This is a genomic window from Ruegeria sp. SCP10, from assembly GCF_040329495.1.
Classification (GTDB): Bacteria; Pseudomonadota; Alphaproteobacteria; order Rhodobacterales; family Rhodobacteraceae; genus Ruegeria.
Map to the genome: position 1 here is coordinate 353,285 of NZ_JBDZYF010000003.1, position 20,046 is coordinate 373,330.

Below are 20,046 nucleotides of genomic sequence, written 5' to 3' on the forward strand. Positions count from 1 at the left end.
CCCGCCCTACTTCATTCCGGATAGTGTTATCCCTTCGATAAAGCGGCGCTGTGCCAGCAGGAAAACGACGATCAGCGGGGTTACGATGATACAGGCCGTGGCCATCATCGGGCCGAAATTGTCGCCATCCGCGTCCCCTTTAAATTCTCGCAGGCCCAGCGGTGGCGTGAACAGCTCGCGATTGCCGGTGATCACGATGCGGGGCCAGAAATAATCATTCCAATGCGCGACTACTGAAAAGATGCCAAAGGCCAACAGGGCCGGGATGGCCGTAGGCAGCATGACGTTCCAGACGATGGAGTACTCGCTCATTCCATCCATCCGCGCGGCATCGATCAGATCGTCCGGAACGGTCATAAAGAACTGACGCATCAGGAAAATCCCGAAGACCGAGATGGTCCAGGGCACAATCAGCGCCGCATAGGTGTTCGTCAGTCCCGCTTTGGCCAGCATGATGTAAAGCGGCAGGGCGATTGCGTGCACAGGGATCAGAAGACAAAACAGCACCAGCGCAAACACCGCCTCGCGCCCCCAGAACCGTAGCTTGGCCAAAGCATAAGCGCAGGGCAGGGCGACGATGACCTGGATCAGAAAGATCGACAGGGTCACAAAGATCCCATTGGCCAGATAGCGCAGCAAGGGCGCTTTGGCGAAAGCGGTTGTGTAGTTGTAGACGGTGGGATTGACCATGCAATCCGCCGCAGCATTGCCGAGCTTGACGCAGAAATCATCCCGGAAAGGTTGCTGGCTACCGAAGAAACCACCAAGGTTTTGCATGATCTCATGCGGCGCTTTGAACGAGTAGCTGACCATCACGTAGAAGGGCAGCAAGACAACGATTGCACCCAGGATCAGGATGACATGTCTGATCGTTTCGGCGGTGGAAAACCGAAACCCGATCTCGGGTAATGCGGTGGCGGGGGTGGAAGTTGTATCAGACATAATGGGTCCTCCGGTCCACCAGCCAGCGCTGCACCAGCGTCAAAAACATGACAAAGGCCAGGAACACCACGGTGATGGCAGCGCCGATCCCCATCAGGTTTTGCTGGATCGCCTTTTCGTAGATCGCAAACATCATCACATAGACCGATTTCGACGGCCCACCGCCTTGCGGATAGAATGCCTCGACCGTGTCAAAAACCTGAAAGGATCGGATGAATGAGATTGTGACGACAAATACGGTTGTGGGGCCCAGCATCGGCCAGGTCACCAGTCGGAAACGCCCCCACCCGGTGGGTGCGCCATCCATTTCGGCTGCATCATAAAGCGAGGGCGGGATCGAGCTGAGCCCGGCCAGATACAAGACCATGTTAAAGCCGAAACCCTGCCAAACGCCGATGAACGCAACCGTCCAGATCGCATAGTCCCGATCAGTCAGCCAAAGCGGGAAGGTCTTGGCGCAACCTTGCGCGTACCAGCCCCAAGCCTCAAGCCACGTGCCGCATCCTTTTTCCAGCGTTGCATTCACAATGCCAATGGTCGGGTGCAGGGCAAATTCCCACACGATCGCCATAGCGATCAGCGCAGCCATGACCGGTAGAAAATAGATCGTCTTATAGAGGTTGCCAAAGCGGGTGAGCGAATGGATCAGGAGAGCTGCACCCAATCCCAGCAGGACCGTCAGTGGTACAACAACAAAGACGTATCGGAACGTAGCCCCGAACATCTTTTCATAGCTACGCCGGGTGAGGATTTTCTCGAAATTCTCCCATCCGACATAATCCATGCTCGCATTGCCCAACGAATAATTGGTAACGCTCAGCACACCCGCGATGCCGATTGGTACAATCAGGATCACGATCATCAAGATCAGTGCGGGCGCTATGAACCAAAGATAAGCGCGCGAACCAGGCATCAGGCGACCTCGAGCATTGTCTGCTCGGGCAGCCGCGCACCGCTGCTGTCAAACATCATGATTTTGTCCCGGATCGCAGAAAACCGGAGGGTTTGCCCAATCTCTGCCCGCGCGTCCGGGGTGGCCCGCACCACGATCTTTTGCTCTAGCCCGTTGACACCAAGATGGATGAACAGATCGGAGCCTAAGTTTTCCCGATGGGTCACGACCCCAGAGAACGCGCCAGCGGGATCAATGCTCAGGTGTTCAGGCCGGATGCCCAATGTGACGGGACCTGCCTGGGCGTTGGTGCCCAACAAACTGACATCCAGTGCCCGTAATGCACCGGCACAGTCAATCTCGGCGGGCATGGTGTTGATTGCGGGTGATCCGACAAAGCGGGCAACGGCCAAAGACTGTGGATTGCGGTAGATATCATCCGGTTTGCCAAGCTGCAGAATATGACCATCCATCATGACAGCCATCCGATCCGACATGGTCAGCGCCTCGGCCTGATCATGGGTGACATAGACAAAGGTTGTTTCCAGACGGCGGTGCAGATCAGACAGTTCCGCCCGCATGTGAACCCGCAAGGCTGCGTCGAGATTGGACAGCGGTTCATCCATCAAGAAGGCAACCGGATTGCGCACCATGGCCCGGCCCAAAGCCGCGCGCTGACGTTGACCACCCGACAACTGGCCCGGTTTGCGATCCAACAGGTTTTGGATCTGCAAAGTCTCAGCCGTTTCATTGACCTTGGTCCGAAGCCCGCGGTAAGCCGAGCGGGCAATCAAGGGACCCAGCACAGGCAATCGCCCGGCTGTCCCGATGTCCCGCAGTTTGAGCGGGGTCATCATGTTTTCCGCAACCGTCAGATGCGGGTAGAGCGCATAAGACTGGAACACCATCGCCAGATTGCGGCTGGCCGGGCGCATCCGGGTTACGTCCTGCCCGTCAATCATCACCTGGCCTGCTGATGGGGCTTCGAGCCCTGCAAGGATGCGGAGCAAGGTGGATTTACCGCAGCCCGAGGGGCCTACAAGGGTCAGGAACTCACCCTCTTCGATTTCGAGATCGACACTCTTAAGCACAGGTGTTTGCCCGAATGTTTTCTGAATACCTTGAAGGCTTATTTGACCCATAGCGCGGTTACCCCAACTGACCGCGCGCAGCTTAAGAAGTTCATGTCTCGATTCTGTGACGACATATAAGTGTTGCTTATGCAGGCTAAACTGCGCGGCGACATGAACATAAATCCGTATCAGTTCAAAGCCTTCGCATATGTCGTGCGAGAAGGCAGCCTGACCAACGCGGCGCGCGCGTTGGGTGTGTCGCAATCCGCTGTTTCACAGCATATTGCCAAGCTTGAGGCACATGTGGGTGCACGTCTGCTGGTGCGGGCTCGCGATGGGGTCGAGTTAACCGCAACAGGGCAAGAGTTCTTTGATCTCGCCGACAGGTTTGCGACACTGCACACGATCATCGAAGAAAAGGTTCAGGGCTTTTCCGAACTGGAACGCGGCCATCTGAAGATAATCGCAAACGCCCCGCAACCCGCATTGGATCTGATCGCCCGCTTCGCCGACACATACCCCAATGTCGATATCGACTTTGCGCTATGCGATTGGAGCAGCGCCATTGAATTGCTACAGAAACGCAAGGTGGATTTTGGCGTCATCACCGAGCCTACAATCAGCACTGAGTGGTATCTTCAGCCGCTCTGCACATCTCGCTTTGTGCTGTATGTAAGGGAAACGCATGACTGGTCGCGGCGCCAAGTGATGAGCCTCACCCAGATCGTGGACGAAACGCTTTTGTTACCAGAAAGCGGATCACTGACTCAAAGGGTCGTAACCACCGCGTTGGACAAACTGCGACTGGCGCCGCGCCGGATTGTCAAAACCACCACATTTCCGGTGATGAAAGAGGCGATCATGGCCGGATTGGGCGTCGGTGTCTTTCTGGAAAACAGCGCAGGGTCCGAGGCCGGGCTGACTCAGATACCAATCCAGGAGTTGAAGAAGCACTACGAAACCAACCTGGTTGTGCCACGTCACAGAATGGATTTGAAACTGGTACGGAGTTTCTGTCAGGTCGCCGAAGATCAGCTTTGACCATTTTCAAGCCAAAATCGGTCTTCCCGGTTCAGGTGTTCGTCCATGATGGCGTCGTAAGCGGCAAGTTCCTGATCCGACAGTTGATCATACCACTTTCCGTTGGAACCGCTGTGAAAGAACTCTGTATCTGACTTGAAGAAGCCTTTGCCCCCACTGGGGGCATACCGTTCGGCATTCTCTTTCATATGGTCGAATGTCGCGGCCGCGATGAGCTGTTGCATCACCGGGTTTGAATGAGGCGTATTCAGAAGTTCCGAAAGCTGCGCGAACACGCCTGCCAAATCTCGTTTCATATCAGAATAGTGAAACAAAGAGACATTTGGCCGATCAGACATGGCCTTTGCCGCTTTGTAGTGTTGCAGGATATGCGCAAGCGGCATGGCGTCCGCATCGAACCCTTCGGCACCACCATCCAGAAACCGGCGGAATGTGATACCGTCGTCATCATGTTCAGGATACCAGTGATCGAACCACGGTATGGGAATGTTCCGAATGTGATTCCGGAATGAAAAATGCGCGTCCAGCGGATGCCGGAATACGCAGATATAATGCGCGTGATCATCCAGCGGCAGGCCATCCAGCGGAGTATGGCTTTTCATACTGCGGCGGCAGGTCATTGCCTCAAGCCGTGCGGCAATCTCGGGCATTTCGCGCAGGCGAATATCGACCCAGGGCATCTTGATCGACAGCTCTGTTTCGACCTCGGGATCGCCCGAAAGCAACAAGGCCACGATGGTCTGCATCCAGGTCGTGCCGCATTTCGGGGGTGTCACAACAAACACATCATCAGGTCGAATATTGACCATATCCCAGCGCCTGTTGTCTGTCAGGGGACCAAGATAAAGCTTTCGATGCGTCAAGCGTGCTACCTCTGCCTAGTGACCTGGCTCTAAGAACAGATCTGCGTCCCATACCAGTGCGATCAAATGAAGTGTAACAATTGTAGAAGCGCCAAAAGGTCCCAGCAACACGTTCGCGGCTTGGGCCCGCCAAAGCAACCAAACACGAGAAATGACCTAGATGTTTTTCATCAACAGCAGAACATCCCCAGTATAGTAGGGCGGGCAGGGGTGCAGACGCACGGGTTCGCGCGCCACCAGCGTATATCCCAGCCTGTCATACAAGCGAACCGCGCCCGTGTTCTGGGCGTAAACCTGAATGCTCATCTTACTGAACCCATGCATCTTTGCTTGGTCTTCGGCTGCGGCCATCAGCTGCGTCCCGATGCTCTGGTCCCGTCCTTCAGGGAAAACGGCCAGCGCGTTGATGAACCAGGTATCGACCGATAGCTTTTCAAGCGCCACAAACGGCGCAATCGGGGCAGGTAGGTCGTTTGGGTTGTCGGTTGGCACCTCGGCAATCGCGTAGCTAAGAACCATACCTAGGGTCTGTCCCGCACGCTCCGCAACCAGCGCATTTGTATAGGAAAAGCCGCCGGTTTTGCGTTTGGCACGCTCGATACCAACCTCTAGCGGTGTTTGCCCTTCGATGCAGGAACGGGTCCACAGCCAATTAGGGATACCTTCGCCCGCAAGGTTGATCAGCTTGGTGAGGTGCTCCGCATCAGAAACATCCGCTTGGCGGATAAGGGTTTGATTTTGAATATTCATCTTCGTGCTCTTTGTGAAACAATAGATCAGATCGGACCAGCATTCGGCCCGATCGCTCTTTTTGGAAAGGTTAGGTCGATGGGCTCAGGCCGTCGTCAAAGATCGGGCCAACGGGCACGCCCGAGTCCCATTCCAGATGATCCGTTTTATCAATCTGGTCAGTGCCATAGCTGGCGTGATCCGGCCCTGATGCGGGATCAGGCGTGCGGTCTTCAAACACATAGGTCGCACTCAGCCCCCAAAAGTCGTTGAAACCAAGCGTTGTCTGGATCAACCCACCATTGATGTCGGCGAATTCACCTGTTGCGCCAGTCACAGGCCGCAGGTTTGGCTGCCCTATATCTGCGATTTCGGTGCCTTGGGTCACGACCGTTGCGCCATCATCGAAGGCAAATGTTTGGCGACTGATGATCCAAACTCCGGTGGTGGCATTGCCACCTTCGCCAACGAAATACCCGTCACATGTCCAAGTGCCCAGAACCAGGTCGGGAAAGGCAGGGCTGCCATCTTCGAGAACACCAACAGCGCCTTCGGCAAGCGTGCCCGCAGGATAGATATAACCCTGGCTGACAAAGGCATTGCCATGTGCAGGCATGCCGTTTTCGTGCAAAGGCGCGGTTGCCATATGGATACGTGTGTGATCCTCGGCCACGTCAAAGGCCATGGGCGCTTCAGCCTTGGCATAGGTGGCCAGCGACAACATCAGCGCGGTCGAGGTTAGAAATGTCTTAAACATTGGTTTTCCTTTCAGGGAGGTAGATTTGAGAAAGCTCAGGCCGCAGGACGCGATGGATCATGCCCCGCAATGCAACCAACATGCCGGTGGTCGGTGCCACAGCAGCCGCCCAAGACCCGGATGTTCGGAAGGTGCGCCAAGAGATCAGCGCTCAGCTGGCCCAGTTCGACCGGATCGCCATCGTCGAGAACCTCTGCCGCGTCGAGCTCGGCGTGACTTTGACGAGAGGCATTGGCGCGAACACCGCCGATCCGAAGGGCCCAGTCGGCACCCGCATCGAGCACGTCGCGAAAATGGTCCGGATGCGCGCAATTGATCATGTAGTAAAGCGGGCCCTCGTTAGTTGCCGCATCCACTTCGGCAATCGCGTCTTGCAGTCTTTGGCCGGAAGGCAACCGGCCATCTGTTTCCAGCGTAAACGCGATGACGACAGGTAGATCGATTTCCTTTGCAGCCTGCACGATCCCGATGGCCTCAGCCGCGTGGGTCAAAGTCATCGCGCTGATCATGTCGACCCCGGCCTTGCCCAAGGCCTGAATCTGAGGCGCATGGATCAGCAGCGCCTCTTGCGCCGAAATCTCGGTATCTGGCGCATAGGCGTCGCCTGCGGGCCCAACCAAGCCGTTGATCAGAATGGGGCAACTCTCGGTCTCGTGCCGCGCGCGCAAGTTGGATACGAAGGAAACCGCGCGGGTATTTGTATCCATCACCTCTTTCAGCGTCTGACCCAGCGGTCCGGCCCAAGCGGTTCCTGCACGCCAGGTCGGCGCATCCAGAATGAAACCGCGCCCGGTTGATTTCGCAATATCGATGAAACGGGTGAAATATGCGGCCAGATCCGCACGCCCCTGTTCTGTATCCAACAATACGGCAGCAGAAAAGCAGGGCAGATCATAGCCTTTGTCGAAAATCAAAAAAGTCTCCAACCCTCCGTCTGAAAGGAAGAAGCGTTGCGTGTCTTTGAAAGCGTTCAGTCGCATCGAAGCAATCCTTGTCCGTTGATGCGAAAGTGGTACTCTTGAACCCGACCGGGCCGATAGTTGCCGCGTGGTTCGGTTGCTGTGGCTAATTTTTTACTGTCATTTCAGGCAGTAACCCAAAATGTGACCGCCAGGCCAAGCTTGAAGGTCGAGTGAACTGGACTCGTAGTACAGTAACGAGGGGCGCAATGGATCAAAAACTGGATACACGCAGCCGAATCCTAGACATTGCTGAGGCTTCGGTGCTGGAAAAGGGGTTCGAGGCGACCTCGATCGAAGAAATCGTTGCCGGTGCAGAGATCTCGCGCGGTGGGTTTTTCTATCACTTCAAGGATAAGAACGCTTTGGCGCGGGCCATGCTGGAGCGCTATATCGAAGTCGAAAACAAGCTTTATGATGATCTGTTCGCTCGCGCGCGCGAGTTAAACGACGACCCGCTGCATTGCATGCTGATTGGTCTGAAACTCTTGGCGGAGATGCTGGAAGAAATGCCAACTGGACATCCCGGATGTGTTATTGCATCAACCGCCTATCAGGATCGACTGTTCGACGAGGGCGTGCGCGAGCTAAACCGTCAGGCCATCCTTGGCTGGCGAAAGCGATTCCGCGGAATGTTCGAAGAGATTGCCGAAATTTACGAGCCGCGCGAAGCCGTCAACATGGATGCGCTTGGCGATATGGTCTCTGGCGTGGTTGAAGGTGGGCTTGTGCTGCAACGGGCCTTGCGAGAACACAACAATGCCTCGGAACAAATCATGCTGTTCAGAACTTATCTGAAGCTGCTGTTTGCTCCTAAATAGCGCAGAGGCAGAAGCGTCCAACCTCCGCTCTGTATCATTTGCTCATCCCAAAATTGCTTCGACCTTCGCCAGTGTTGCCGCGTTCACCGCAACACCCTCGGTCTGAGCGACGATACGTTTTGAACCGCGACCGTCCCCTGGCAGATGCGCTCCTTCTTGCGACCGTATCGCCTCAATCAGGTTTGAGATCCCGGCATCGAACGCGCCACCTCCGGTTGCGGCAGGATCAATTGCAATAAAGAACTGACCGGTTTTTGGCGGGCCGCCTGCGGTTCCTGAAAACGGCGAGGCATTGATGCCCAGCGTGGCCCCTGTCATCGCGGCGGCCAAAAGCTCGACCATTAGCGCGACGCCAACGCCTTTGTAGCCGCCCGAAGGCGCCATGGACCCCTTGAGGCCCACTTCTGGATCGGTGGTCGGATTACCGTCAGCGTCCAGCGCCCAGCCGACCGGGATCGGCTTGCCTTCGCGGGCGTGTTTCATCACCTCACTTTTGGCGATGGTACTGGCGCTTTGGTCGATCAATAATGCGGGCTGGCCATCTGGGCCCGGTGCCGCGATTGAGAACGGGTTGGTCCCGACCACAGGTTTAGAGCCACCTGATGGCGCGATTGATGCCGGGGCGTTGGTAAAGCCCAAGCCAACCAGACCGGCCTGAGCCAGCCGATGCGTATGATAGCCCAGAACACCGCAGTTATAACTGTTTCGGATCGCCAATACCGCGACGCCCTGTTCGCGGGCAGCAGGGATCAGCGCCTCGAACCCCGTGTCGATCGCGGAATGCGCAAAGCCGGTAGCGGCGTCCACGGCCACAACACTGGGCTTTGGGCGTGACACTACGGGCTTCGCCATCCCATCGACCTTCCCGCATTGCACATGCTCGCAATAGATCGGGATATAGGCCAGCCCGTGACTGGCAACACCATCTGCTTCGGTCGCTGCCGTGGCTTGCGCCAGTGGACGGGCATTTGCCTCGGAGGTCCCGGCTGCCACAAGGGCGCGGAACGAAAGGTCTTCGATTTCTGCGAGGGTCAGGGTGCGAGTTTCGGTCACGTGTGTCTCTCTTTAGTCATTGTCAGAAAGCCCGGCGCCGGCACCCAGCAAACGGGATTCCTCGGTCGCGGGGGCATAAGTGCGGTGGGCGAAAGTGAGTAGCGTCTGCCAATCTTTTTGGGTCGGGACAGCGCGCGTATACGGATCGCGGGGTGAAACTGGTTCTGTGCTGCGTCGAACTGTAACGCGTTTTGCCCGGGCCGCTGGCATATCGAGTGCCGATAGAGTAGCACCATCTGTGGTAGTGTGGATCCCGTCGATCTCTACGGCGATGGCACAATTCAGCGCTCGTGCGGCATAAGACGCAAAAGGCAATATCAAGGCAGAAGCTGCAAGATCATGGATCTCAATCGGGCCGTCGTCCAACATGTGAACACAGTCTGAAAGCAAGGGGCCGACTGAAAGCGGACAGAGGGCTGCGTCGCCTGTCCAAATTCCTTCAATTTTCTTGGGGCGGTGCAAATCGGGATTGGATGCGAAGCCAAGGTTCAACAACGCGGCGAGCGTTCCGGCCCCATCCAGGCCTTTTTCACAAAGCCATCTTGTTGCCTTGGCCGCTTCTTCGGCCTGACCCCAGGTATAGCCCGCACCACGGGTGGCGCGCTTGGCAGTCGCCTCCATCTCGTTCAATGAAAAGTTCATGCGGGTTCCTGCGGATAAACCCATAGGTCGGCGTTCTCAGCCGTCAGCTCCTCGGGATAAGGCGCGCCGGAATACATGCAGATGCGCACCCACCGATCCGAGCGCGGATCGAAATGCGTCGCGCCAAAGAAAGACAGTTTTGCCCGCAACATATCGATGGGCAACACTGCGTCTCCGATCGTATTGTCGCGGATTTCCCCATACGGTGTGGCACGCGCCAGTTGCGCGCGACGGATCGTGTGGCGGTGTTCGGGGTGGCGCAGTAGAAATTCGGCAATGGTCTGGCTGTCATCCCACTCGCTTAGCGCGGTGTACGCTGCAGCCGCATCGCGGGCTGGGGCGAGGGGTTGTTCATACGCCTCGATAGGCTCTTCGAACCGTTCGCCCAGTCGGGGTTCCAGCTTTTCTTCGGACACGTACCAGGCGCGGGCACAGTGTTCCCGTGCTGTCCAATCCAGATCAAGCGCCCATCCATATGTTTCTCGGATCAGACGACAGGCTTGGCCGATGGACATTCTGCCATTGATCACAAAAGCCTCTGTCCGGCTGTCCGCCATGCAGGATGTCAGCCCGTCGACAAGACCCGGATAGGGTTCGAGGACAAGCGAAGCCACAAACTCCTGCCCTTCCTCACTAAGCGCGATTTCAGACCAACTGACGAGTCGGTTCCACGGATTTGCACCGCTCAGGTCATCATCGTCGAGATAGGCCTCAATCGCCTTAAGATCGGTGTTCAACTGCGCGAGTTTTTTGATCTGTATCGGATGTTCAGACTGCCACCATGAAATCGACAGCTGGCTGCGACGGAACAGGTTGCAGAACTGATCTACTTCGTCCCGCGTTGCTGTAGCGACCGAGCGGACACGAGCGATCGCCTCTTCCCGCGCCATGATCCAGTTGTTGAACAGAACCGGGTGGTTGACGATGAAGGGGGCCATGCCCAACCCTGTGGAGTTCCCAATCCCCAGCCAACGTGCGATGTCGGGATCCAGTTGCGCGGCTTGATCGTCGCCTTTGGCATTGGCCATATGCTGTACCAGGTCACGCACAAAGGTACGGGTCAGAAACACCGACAGCATCTCAATCTGAAATGGCGCTTGTGCCTCAGGGCGATTTGCGACCTTCTCTCGATCAGCCGCCCCGAACTTGCCCGATCCATAGACGGCGGTCGTGCGCATCAGGTAACCGACCTGATGTATCTGCGCCAAATCCGGTTGCTTCCCTGCCGCCAGAGCATCCACAACATGTTTCCACAGCCGGACCGAACGGTTGGCGCGGGACAGGGACAATTCGTTCTCGCTGATGCGCCCGGCCTCTTGCAAGGGCACGTTTCGGGACAAACGGTCGATATCGGCTTCGGTCGGGACGCCATCGAAGAGGGTAAAGGTGGCGTCCCAGGCTTCGGCAATCACCCGGTCGGATCGTTGTTCTGGCGGCAGGTCATGGGCAAAGGCGACCAACGAATAGGCGCGTTCCGGCCCTTGCGCCGTATATACGGCCCGACCAACGCCATTGGCATCAATGTCAAAGACCGGGCGTGTGAAGGACCAGTTCTCTTGCGCAAGACGGCGCGTCAATTGCCGCATGAAGCTCAAACGACATTGATGCAGCGACCCCAACCGCGACAGGCGCATGACCGTTGCTGGGTCTCGTCTTTCGATCTGTGTCTCGGTCTGAGTTTCCATCCTCTCACCCCTGAGCGACGAAGTTTTCGGCAAAGAACCTGTACCAGTTGCCCCCCATGATCCCGGCCACCTCGTCATCATTCAGGCCGGTCGCGCGCAACCCCTCCTCGATATTGCCAAAGTCACGGTTGTCATTGAACCAGCTGGGCATCGGGGGAAAACCTGCATTGCTGGCTGACCCTTCGCCGTAGTCAATCTCCTTAGTCCAGCGCCCAACGCGCATCCATTCGACCACGCTGTCGGGCTGATCCTGGCACAGGTCCGTGCCGATCCCCAAATGTTCGGCGCCGAACTTCTCAGCCGTTCGCGCGATCATTTCGCAAAAGCTTTCCAGCGTGCAGTCGGACTTGTCTTTCAGATGATGAGGATAGACCGAAAAGCCGAGCATCCCACCATTTTCTGTCACCGCACGGATCACGTCGTCACGCTTATTGCGCAAGGCGGGTGACCATTCATGCGGGTTGGCGTGAGTGATGGCGATGGGACGTTCGGACAGGTCGGCAGCGTCGATGGTCGACCGATCCGCCGAATGGCTCATGTCGACAACAAGACCTACACGATTCATCTCTTTGATCACCTGCTTGCCCATGCGGGTAATGCCGGTGTCCTCGGCTTCATAGCAACCCGTCGCGAGCAGGGATTGGTTGTTATAGGTCAGCTGCATGAACCGCGCGCCCAGATCATGCAGGATTTCCACCAGGCCGATATCGTCTTCGATGGGCGAAGGGTTCTGAAACCCAAAAAAAACCGCCGTCCTGCCAGTTTCCCGCGCCATGTCAACGTCGCTGGCCCAACGGCCTTTCATAATCAGGTCCGGGTATTGTTCGAACCAGCGGTTCCACTTTTCAAAGTTCAGAACCGTTTCGCGGAAATTCTCATGATAGGCGATGGTGACATGGATCGCGCCCACGCCACCTTCGCGCAATTGCCGAAAGATCTTTTCCGACCAATTGGCGTATTGCAGCCCGTCGATCCGCATCACATCGGCTTTCCAGCGCTGATATAAGCGGTTTTGACGGTGGTGTAGAACTCGGCTGCCGCCTTGCCCTGCTCCCGCGGGCCGTACGAGCTGTCGCCGCGGCCACCGAAAGGCACGTGATAATCAGTGCCTGCGGTTGGCAGGTTCACGGTCACAACCCCGGTGCGGGCGTTGCGGCGGAAATGCGTTGCGCGCGCAAGGTTCTGCGTCACGATGCCCGAGGTCAGTCCGAAATTGGTGTCGTTGACGGTAGCCAGCGCCTCATCATAGCTGCCCACCTTGATGACTGAGGTCAGCGGCGCAAACATTTCTTCGCGGTTGATACGCATGTCATTGGTGGTGTTCAGGAACACGCCGGGCGACATGTAATAACCGTCATGGGGCATGTCCAAACGTTGGCCGCCACAGGCCAGTTCGGCCCCTTCGGATTTGCCCAGATCAACATAAGCCAGGTTTTCCGACAGCTGCTGTTCACTGACAACCGGACCCATCTGAGTGCCGTCTTCTAGCGCATGGCCAACCTTCATTGACTGCGCACCAGCCACCAGTTTTTCGACAAATGCATCGTGAATGGCCGCATGAACGATCAGTCGAGAGGAGGCGGTGCATTTCTGACCAGTGCCCCCAAAGGCCCCACCCAACGCCAGCGAGACGGCAAGGTCGAGATCGGCGTCATCCATCACGGCCAGAGCGTTCTTGGACCCCATCTCCATCTGCACTTTGGTCAGGTTCTGGATCGCAGCTGCAGCAATTCCCTTGCCCACTGGAACCGACCCGGTGAACGAGATGGCGTTGACCTTGGGGCTCTCCACCAACCTCTGCCCAATTGACCGGCCTGAGCCCATCACGAGGCTGAACAGACCCTTGGGGATGTCCTGGCGGTTGATGATTTCGGTCAGGGCCACAGCCGAGGCCGGGGTGATGTTGGCAGGCTTCCAGACCACTGCGTTGCCATAGCAAAGTGCAGGCGCAATCTTCCATGACGCGGTTGCGGTTGGGAAGTTCCACGGGCTGATTACGGCGACGACGCCAACGGCCTCGCGGCGCACATCAATTTCGATATCCGGGCGCACAGAATCGGCGTTCTCACCAATCTGGCGCAGGCATTCGGCGGCATAGTAGGTAAAGAACTGACCGGCCCGGAATACCTCGCCCTTGCCTTCGGCCAGCGGCTTGCCTTCTTCGCGGCTGAGCAGGGTGCCCAGCTCTTCGGCGCGGGCCATCAGCTCATTGCCGATATTCATCAGAACGGCCTGCTTGCGCTCCAGCCCATAGGCAGCCCATTCTGTCTGCGCTACACGCGCCTGATCCAGCGTCGCTTCCAGCTGATCGACACTGGCCTGCGCATAGTGTCCGATCACGTCGGTCAGATCAGACGGGTTGCGGTTTTCGATTTCGCTTTCGCCAGCCAGCCATTCGCCGGCGATCAGGTTCAGATTGGTCACGATGGGCCCCAGGGTCAAAGAAAGTTTGAGGCAGAATGGACTCGGCAGGCAACATCAGTCAAACTCAAATAAATTGACCCAACTTCAGAAAAGCTGAAACATGGCCATAAAAATTGAAATGCTGCGCTGTTTCTGTGCGGTCGCACAAACGGGCAACCTGTCCGAGGCCGCGGACAGGCTGGGGCGCACGCAATCGGCTGTTTCGATGACCCTCAAACACTTCGAAAGCCACCTGGGCAAAAAGCTGTTTGTCGGTGAGCGCAAGAACCATCTGTCCGCATTGGGTGAGCAGGTATTCGAGATATCCCAGAAACAGGTGCGTCAGTTCGACCAGACAGTACAGTCGATCGAGGCCGCGGCAGATGCCTCTCACGGGTTGATCCGCATCGCCTCGGTACCTTCCGTTGCAGCGCTGATCTTCCCCTCGGTGCTTGAACACATGACACAGCGGTTTCCGGGCGTGAAAGTTGAGTTGCGGGATACAGACACGCAACAGGTTCTGGACGCGCTATCGGAAGGCAAAGCCGATATTGGCATCGCATCGGGCTTCCACCCGCTTAAGGGCATCAATGCGATCCCCTTGTTCGAAGACCAGTTTGGTCTGGTCTGCGCCTCGGATCATCCCTTGATGGCGCAACCTGAACTACCCACTGTTGAGGATGTGATTGCCGCCTCATTCGTTCGCAACGCACTGTGCGATCTGATCCAGACGCCAAGATTTGTGACGGCCATTGCCGACGCAGAGGTCACCATTCACAACACCCATTCGCTGATCACGATGGTTCGCACTGGCAAGTGGGTCACCATATTGCCCCAGACCGTCGCGCGCTTCATCCCGGAAACCACAGCGTTCCGCCTGTTGTCTGACCTGCCGGACAAGCGACAGGTGTACCTCTACAAGAAAGAAAAATCGCGCTTCAAACAGCTGACTAACGAATGCAGCGCCTTCATTCTAAGCCAAAAACTGGGCTGAGGCGCCAACACGGCGACCCGACATCAGGTCGCAAAAAGACAAGTCTAGACCGCATTTCATCTAAGCCATCCTCCCTCGAATCGCGCATGTTGTTTTCAAACTGACACGAGTGAGCCATGCAGTATTCCGGATTTCGGATCATCAAAGAAGCTTTGACTGGGCACAAAGGCTGGCGACCAGCCTGGCGCGACCCCGAGCCCAAAAGCGAATATGACATCGTCGTTGTGGGCGGCGGTGGCCACGGTTTGGCCACCGCCTACTATCTGGCAAAGGAATTCGGCGAGGCGCGGATCGCCGTGCTGGAAAAAGGCTGGATCGGTGGCGGCAACGTGGGGCGAAACACGACCATCATCCGCTCGAATTATCTGCTGGATGGGAACGAGCCATTCTACGAATTCTCGCTGAAACTGTGGGAGGGGTTGGAACAGGATTTCAACTTCAACGCTATGGTCAGCCAGCGGGGGATCCTGAACCTTGTGCATACCGATGCCCAACGCGATGCGGCGCGGCGGCGGGGCAATGCGATGATCCTGAATGGCTCGGATGCCGAATTGTTGGACACCGAAGGCGTTCGCGCTTTGTACCCGTTCTTGAACTTCAACAACGCGCGGTTCCCAATCAAGGGCGGGTTGCTGCATCGTCGCGGTGGTACAGTGCGCCATGACGCGGTGGCCTGGGGCTATGCGCGCGGTGCCGATATGCGTGGCGTGGATATCATTCAGAACTGCGAAGTCACGGGCTTTCGCATTGAAAATGGCCGGGTATTGGGGGTTGAGACTTCACGCGGGTATATCGGGGCCAAGAAGGTCGGTGTGGCCGTCGCGGGTTCGTCCAGCCGGGTGATGGAGAAAGCGGGCATGCGCCTGCCCATCGAAAGTCATGTTTTGCAAGCCTTTGTCTCGGAAGGGCTGAAGCCGCTGATTGATGGAGTGATCACCTATGGTGCCGGGCACTTCTATTGCAGCCAGTCGGACAAGGGGGGGCTAGTCTTTGGCGGTGATATCGACATGTACAACACCTACGCCCAGCGGGGGAACCTGCCGGTGATCGAGGATGTCGTAGAAGGCGGTGTCTCTCTGATCCCGGCATTGGGCCGTGTGCGCCTATTAAGGGCCTGGGGCGGCGTCATGGACATGTCGATGGACGGCTCACCCTTTATCGATCGCACCGGGATTGATGGGCTCTATTTTAACGGCGGCTGGTGCTATGGCGGGTTCAAGGCGACCCCAGCCTCGGGCTGGTGTTTCGCGCATCTTCTGTCCACAGACCGCCCGCATGAGGTGGCAACCGCCTATCGGCTGGATCGATTCCGCACCGGTCACATGATCGATGAAAAAGGGATGGGCGCGCAGCCCAACCTGCACTGAGGGAGTTTGAAGATGATCATTAATCACCCTCTCTTGGGTCCTCGTGATGCACAAGAATTCACCTATCTGGGCGATGCTGCAATGATTGATCGCCCTGACTGGCAGGCGGAAAACGCGGCCGAAGCGTTTCATGACTATCTCTATTTGCGCGATAACCCGGCGGGTGAGCATCGCGAGCTTTGGTTTCACGAGCAAGGTGACCGGTCGTGGCTGGTGGTCACGCGTAACACGCTGACTCATGAAATCACCAACGTTGAACTGGCCCGCGACGTGGCCCGGGCACAGGGGCGTGGCAGATGAGCAGACAGATCAATCGATTGAAGGGTGGTCTGGTCGACCACGGGCAAAACCTAAACTTCACCTTTGATGGCAAAAGCTATCAGGGGCTTGCAGGCGATACGCTTGCTTCGGCCTTGTTGGCCAATGGCGTGCGACTGATGGGTCGTTCGTTCAAGTACCACCGACCGCGCGGGGTGCTGACCGCCGGGTCAGAAGAACCCAACGCGCTGGTCGAACTGCGCCAAGGTGGGCGGCAGGAGCCAAACACGCGTGCGACCGTAGCAGAGCTTTATGAAGGATTGGAGGCGCAGTCTCAAAACCGCTGGCCGTCACTTCAGCGCGACGTGATGGCGGTGAATGACCTGTTCAGCAATTTCCTGACCGCTGGCTTTTACTATAAAACCTTCATGTGGCCCAAGGCGTTTTGGGAGAAGCTTTATGAGCCCATCATCCGCCGCGCCGCCGGGCTGGGCAGTGTGTCGGGCGAAGATGACCCGGACGTTTATGACAAAGGATTTCTTCATTGCGATCTGCTGGTGATCGGAGCGGGTCCTGCGGGTCTGTCAGCCGCCCTTACGGCTGGCCGTGCCGGGGCGCGGGTCATCCTGGCGGATGAGGATTTTGCCCTTGGTGGGCGGCTGAACTCCGAGAGTTTTGCCATCAGTGATATGGCCGGGTCAGCTTGGGCGGCTCAGACCGTGGCGGAACTGACGTCGATGGATAATGTGCGACTGTTGCCGCGCACAACGGTGGTCGGGGCCTTTGACCACGGCATCTATGGCGCGGTCGAACGGATCGCGGATCACAAACCGCAACCCGGTACAGCCGAACCGCGCCAGATCTTCTGGCGGATTTATTCAAAACGGGCGGTTCTATGTGCAGGTGCTACGGAACGCCCTATCGCCTTCCCGAACAATGATCGGCCTGGCATCATGATGGCGGGGGCCGTGCGCTCTTATGCCAACCGTTGGGCCGCGACGCCACATGAACGCGTCGCTGTCTTTACAAACAATGACGATGGGCACCGGACGGCTACGGACCTGATGGCAAAAGGCGTTCAAGTAGCGGCTGTGATTGATACGCGGGCCGATGCTCCTGCGATCGACGGCACCGAGTGCTTCGCCGGAGCGCAGGTGATCGACAGCAAAGGCCGACTGGGTCTTGAGACCGTCACGATCCGTACCGCGCAGGGCTTTACGAGTGACATCATCTGCGGCGCGCTAGCCCTGTCAGGTGGTTGGAACCCGAATGTGCATTTGACCTGCCATCAGCGCGGACGGCCCCAATGGAGCGAAGCGCTGGCAGCGTTTGTGCCGGGTGAACCTCTTCCGATTGGCTTGTCGGTCGCCGGTGCGGCAGCAGGTGCGTTGTCAACCCACGGCGCAATGGAAACCGGGGCCGCCCGTGCCGTCGAGGCGTTGGCCGATCTGGGCATTCAGGCCACGCCGGGCGACTTGCCACAAGCCGAGGATGCGCCGGTCAATCTGCAGCCCTTCTGGTATGTGAAAGACGGCAAGGGCCGGGCCTGGATCGACCAGCAGAACGATGTAACCGTCAAGGATGTGAAGCTGGCGCATCAGGAGAATTTTGTCTCGGTCGAGCACCTGAAACGCTACACGACCCTTGGGATGGCGACCGATCAGGGCAAGACCTCGAATATGGGCGGTCTAGCGGTGATGGCCGAGATGACCGGCAAGTCGATCCCCGAGACCGGTACAACTATTTTCCGCCCGCCTTATACGCCCGTGGCGATGGGCACTTTGGCCGGGCGCGCGGTCGGCAAGCAGTTCCACCCCACCCGAAAAACACCCAGCCACAAATGGGCCACCGAGCAGGGTGCCGTGTTCACCGAGGTCGGAGACTGGCTGCGCGCGCAATGGTATCCGCAGAAGGGTGAAACTCATTGGCGGCAGTCTGTGGATCGCGAGGTTCTGGCCACCCGCAATTCGGTTGGCGTTTGCGATGTGACCACGCTGGGCAAAATCGACGTGCAAGGCGCAGATGCAGCGGAGTTTCTGAACAAGATTTACTCGAACGGTTTCGCCAAACTGCCTGTCGGCAAGGTGCGTTATGGTCTGATGTTGCGTGAGGATGGTATCGCCTATGACGACGGCACCGCCGCGCGGTTTGCCGAGGATCATTTCGTCGTCACTACGACGACCGCAAATGCAGTGTTGGTCTATCGCCAGATGGAATTTGCGCGGCAATGTCTGTGGCCTGATCTGGATGTTCAATTGATCTCAACCACCGAGGCCTGGGCACAATATGCCGTTGCAGGACCGAATTCGCGCAAGCTGCTGCAAAAGATCGTCGATGCCGAGTTCGACATCTCAAACGACGCCTTCCCGTTCATGGCCTGCGGCGAAATCACGGTTTGCGGCGGTTGCCGCGCGCGGCTGTTCCGCATCTCGTTCAGTGGGGAGCTGGCCTATGAGATCGCCGTGCCAACCCGCTATGGCGATGCGCTGATCCGCGCACTTATGGAAGCGGGTGAAGAGTTTGACGCAACCCCCTACGGCACCGAAGCCCTGGGTGTCATGCGGATCGAAAAAGGCCACGCCACGGGCAATGAGATCAACGGAACAACAACGGCGCTGAACCTCGGCCTTGGGCGGATGGTCAGCAAAAAGAAAGACTGTATCGGCAACACACTCAGCGAACGGGATGGTCTGAACGAACCGGACGCGCTGCGGTTGGTGGGGCTGAAACCGGTCAATGCCACACAACCAGTCACTGCGGGCGGGCATCTGATGAACAAGGACGGGCCGGTCGATGCGGCCCATGATCAGGGCTATGTCACCTCGGCAGCGTATTCGCCAAACCTGGGTTCCTCGATTGGGCTTGGTTTCCTAAAAAATGGGGCTGACCGGATCGGAGAAGTCATCCGTCTGGTTAATCCGCTGGAAGGGTCTGAGACCGAGGTCGAGGTCGTGAGCGCCCATTTTGTCGATCCGGAAGGGGAGCGTCTTCGTGCATAAACTGAAAGCCATCACCGCACTCGGCGCAAGCGACCTAAAGGTCTCGACCATTGGCGACATGACCCTGACCGAGGTTACCGACCGCGCGCTCGCCTCGTTGTCGATGCGATTGGGTCAGGACGCCGAATTCGCCAAACGGGCAAAAGACATTCTGGGGATCGAACTCCCTCTCCCTGGGGTCGCAGAGGTCGGGTCGCCGTACTCGGCCTTTTGGATTGGCCCTGACAGCTGGATGATCGACGCTAGCTATACCTCGCATCAAACATTGGCCGCAGACCTCAAGTCCGCCATGCAGGACACCACGTCGGTGGTCGAGCAAACCGATGGCTGGTGCCGTTTTGATGTAACTGGCGCCTCAGCTTGCGACCTTTTCGAACGGCTGTGCAATGTGGATATTCGCACCATGCAAGCGCAGACCGCGACCAGATGCGCCATCCATCACATCGGCTGTTACCTGTGGTGCATCGAGGCCGGAACACGCTTTGCCGTTTTGGGGCCAAGGTCCTCGGCGGGTTCGCTCTATCATGCGATGGAAGAGGCGGCGCAGTCGATCGCGGCGCGCTAAACA

Annotated in this window: 19 protein-coding genes; 7 read left to right on the forward strand and 12 right to left on the reverse strand. The window is 57.5% G+C overall.

Annotated features, from left to right (window positions below; all coding sequences use genetic code 11):
- Positions 1–6 precede the first annotated feature (6 nt).
- The 3 genes from ABLN87_RS10760 to ABLN87_RS10770 are packed head-to-tail and all read right to left on the reverse strand — an operon-like array spanning position 7 to position 2,925.
- Positions 7–942, reverse strand: coding sequence for a carbohydrate ABC transporter permease (locus tag ABLN87_RS10760; protein ID WP_353010006.1), 936 nt, complete (start codon positions 940–942; stop codon positions 7–9).
- On the reverse strand, positions 935–1,855 hold the full coding sequence (locus ABLN87_RS10765; RefSeq protein WP_353010009.1) for a carbohydrate ABC transporter permease: 921 nt from the start codon (positions 1,853–1,855) through the stop codon (positions 935–937). The genes ABLN87_RS10760 and ABLN87_RS10765 overlap by 8 nt, the downstream gene beginning before the upstream one ends.
- On the reverse strand, positions 1,855–2,925 hold the full coding sequence (locus ABLN87_RS10770) for an ABC transporter ATP-binding protein (protein ID WP_353010011.1): 1,071 nt from the start codon (positions 2,923–2,925) through the stop codon (positions 1,855–1,857). Before ABLN87_RS10770 ends, ABLN87_RS10765 begins: the two co-directional genes overlap by 1 nt.
- 129 nt (positions 2,926–3,054) lie before the next feature.
- Here ABLN87_RS10770 and ABLN87_RS10775 point away from each other — a divergent pair, with 129 nt between their 5' ends.
- Positions 3,055–3,948 (forward strand): LysR family transcriptional regulator, encoded by an 894-nt coding sequence (locus ABLN87_RS10775; protein ID WP_353010014.1) that lies wholly within the window; start codon positions 3,055–3,057, stop codon positions 3,946–3,948.
- Here ABLN87_RS10775 and ABLN87_RS10780 read toward each other — a convergent pair.
- The 4 genes from ABLN87_RS10780 to ABLN87_RS10795 all read right to left on the reverse strand — a co-directional run bounded on the left by ABLN87_RS10780 (position 3,939) and on the right by ABLN87_RS10795 (position 7,277).
- Positions 3,939–4,757 (reverse strand): sulfotransferase domain-containing protein, encoded by an 819-nt coding sequence (locus tag ABLN87_RS10780; protein ID WP_353010017.1) that lies wholly within the window; start codon positions 4,755–4,757, stop codon positions 3,939–3,941. The genes ABLN87_RS10775 and ABLN87_RS10780 overlap by 10 nt on opposite strands.
- Positions 4,758–4,967: 210 nt before the next feature.
- Positions 4,968–5,561: a GNAT family N-acetyltransferase gene (locus tag ABLN87_RS10785; RefSeq protein WP_353010020.1), complete on the reverse strand. Its 594-nt coding sequence runs from the start codon at positions 5,559–5,561 to the stop codon at positions 4,968–4,970.
- A 70-nt stretch (positions 5,562–5,631) separates the two neighbouring features.
- A complete protein-coding gene (locus ABLN87_RS10790) occupies positions 5,632–6,297 on the reverse strand; it encodes a hypothetical protein (RefSeq protein WP_353010023.1) in 666 nt (221 codons plus the stop codon).
- 35 nt (positions 6,298–6,332) lie between these two features.
- Complete coding sequence (locus tag ABLN87_RS10795; protein ID WP_353010026.1) at positions 6,333–7,277, reverse strand: homocysteine S-methyltransferase family protein; 945 nt, start codon at positions 7,275–7,277, stop codon at positions 6,333–6,335.
- A 188-nt stretch (positions 7,278–7,465) separates the two neighbouring features.
- Between ABLN87_RS10795 and ABLN87_RS10800 the strand changes: the two genes are divergently transcribed.
- The gene (locus ABLN87_RS10800; RefSeq protein ID WP_353010028.1) at positions 7,466–8,077 is read left to right on the forward strand and encodes a TetR/AcrR family transcriptional regulator; all 612 of its coding nucleotides are present in this window, start codon (positions 7,466–7,468) and stop codon (positions 8,075–8,077) included.
- 42 nt (positions 8,078–8,119) lie between these two features.
- Here the strand turns inward: ABLN87_RS10800 and ABLN87_RS10805 are convergent, their stop codons facing one another.
- From ABLN87_RS10805 to ABLN87_RS10825, 5 genes are read right to left on the reverse strand one after another with little or no spacing between them, the layout of a single operon-like run.
- On the reverse strand, positions 8,120–9,130 hold the full coding sequence (locus ABLN87_RS10805) for an Ldh family oxidoreductase (protein ID WP_353010031.1): 1,011 nt from the start codon (positions 9,128–9,130) through the stop codon (positions 8,120–8,122).
- A 12-nt stretch (positions 9,131–9,142) separates the two neighbouring features.
- Positions 9,143–9,772, reverse strand: coding sequence for a DUF3726 domain-containing protein (locus ABLN87_RS10810; protein ID WP_353010033.1), 630 nt, complete (start codon positions 9,770–9,772; stop codon positions 9,143–9,145).
- A complete protein-coding gene (locus ABLN87_RS10815) occupies positions 9,769–11,457 on the reverse strand; it encodes a hypothetical protein (RefSeq protein ID WP_353010035.1) in 1,689 nt (562 codons plus the stop codon). Before ABLN87_RS10815 ends, ABLN87_RS10810 begins: the two co-directional genes overlap by 4 nt.
- Positions 11,458–11,461: 4 nt before the next feature.
- Entirely contained in the window at positions 11,462–12,436 is a 975-nt protein-coding gene (locus tag ABLN87_RS10820) for a membrane dipeptidase (RefSeq protein ID WP_353010266.1), read from the reverse strand.
- Positions 12,436–13,881 (reverse strand): aldehyde dehydrogenase family protein, encoded by a 1,446-nt coding sequence (locus ABLN87_RS10825; RefSeq protein ID WP_353010037.1) that lies wholly within the window; start codon positions 13,879–13,881, stop codon positions 12,436–12,438. The genes ABLN87_RS10820 and ABLN87_RS10825 overlap by 1 nt, the downstream gene beginning before the upstream one ends.
- Positions 13,882–13,981: 100 nt before the next feature.
- Here ABLN87_RS10825 and ABLN87_RS10830 point away from each other — a divergent pair, with 100 nt between their 5' ends.
- The 5 genes from ABLN87_RS10830 (at position 13,982) to ABLN87_RS10850 (ending at position 20,043) form a co-directional block, all read left to right on the forward strand.
- Positions 13,982–14,854: a LysR family transcriptional regulator gene (locus ABLN87_RS10830; protein ID WP_353010040.1), complete on the forward strand. Its 873-nt coding sequence runs from the start codon at positions 13,982–13,984 to the stop codon at positions 14,852–14,854.
- A gap of 116 nt (positions 14,855–14,970) precedes the next feature.
- Positions 14,971–16,221 (forward strand): sarcosine oxidase subunit beta family protein, encoded by a 1,251-nt coding sequence (locus ABLN87_RS10835; RefSeq protein WP_353010041.1) that lies wholly within the window; start codon positions 14,971–14,973, stop codon positions 16,219–16,221.
- A gap of 12 nt (positions 16,222–16,233) precedes the next feature.
- Positions 16,234–16,521 carry a sarcosine oxidase subunit delta gene (locus ABLN87_RS10840; RefSeq protein ID WP_353010043.1) on the forward strand — a complete coding sequence of 96 codons (288 nt, stop codon included), beginning with the start codon at positions 16,234–16,236 and terminating at the stop codon, positions 16,519–16,521.
- Positions 16,518–19,478: a sarcosine oxidase subunit alpha family protein gene (locus ABLN87_RS10845; RefSeq protein ID WP_353010045.1), complete on the forward strand. Its 2,961-nt coding sequence runs from the start codon at positions 16,518–16,520 to the stop codon at positions 19,476–19,478. Before ABLN87_RS10840 ends, ABLN87_RS10845 begins: the two co-directional genes overlap by 4 nt.
- Positions 19,471–20,043 (forward strand): sarcosine oxidase subunit gamma, encoded by a 573-nt coding sequence (locus tag ABLN87_RS10850; RefSeq protein ID WP_353010047.1) that lies wholly within the window; start codon positions 19,471–19,473, stop codon positions 20,041–20,043. Before ABLN87_RS10845 ends, ABLN87_RS10850 begins: the two co-directional genes overlap by 8 nt.
- The last annotated feature ends 3 nt before the right edge of the window (positions 20,044–20,046 follow it).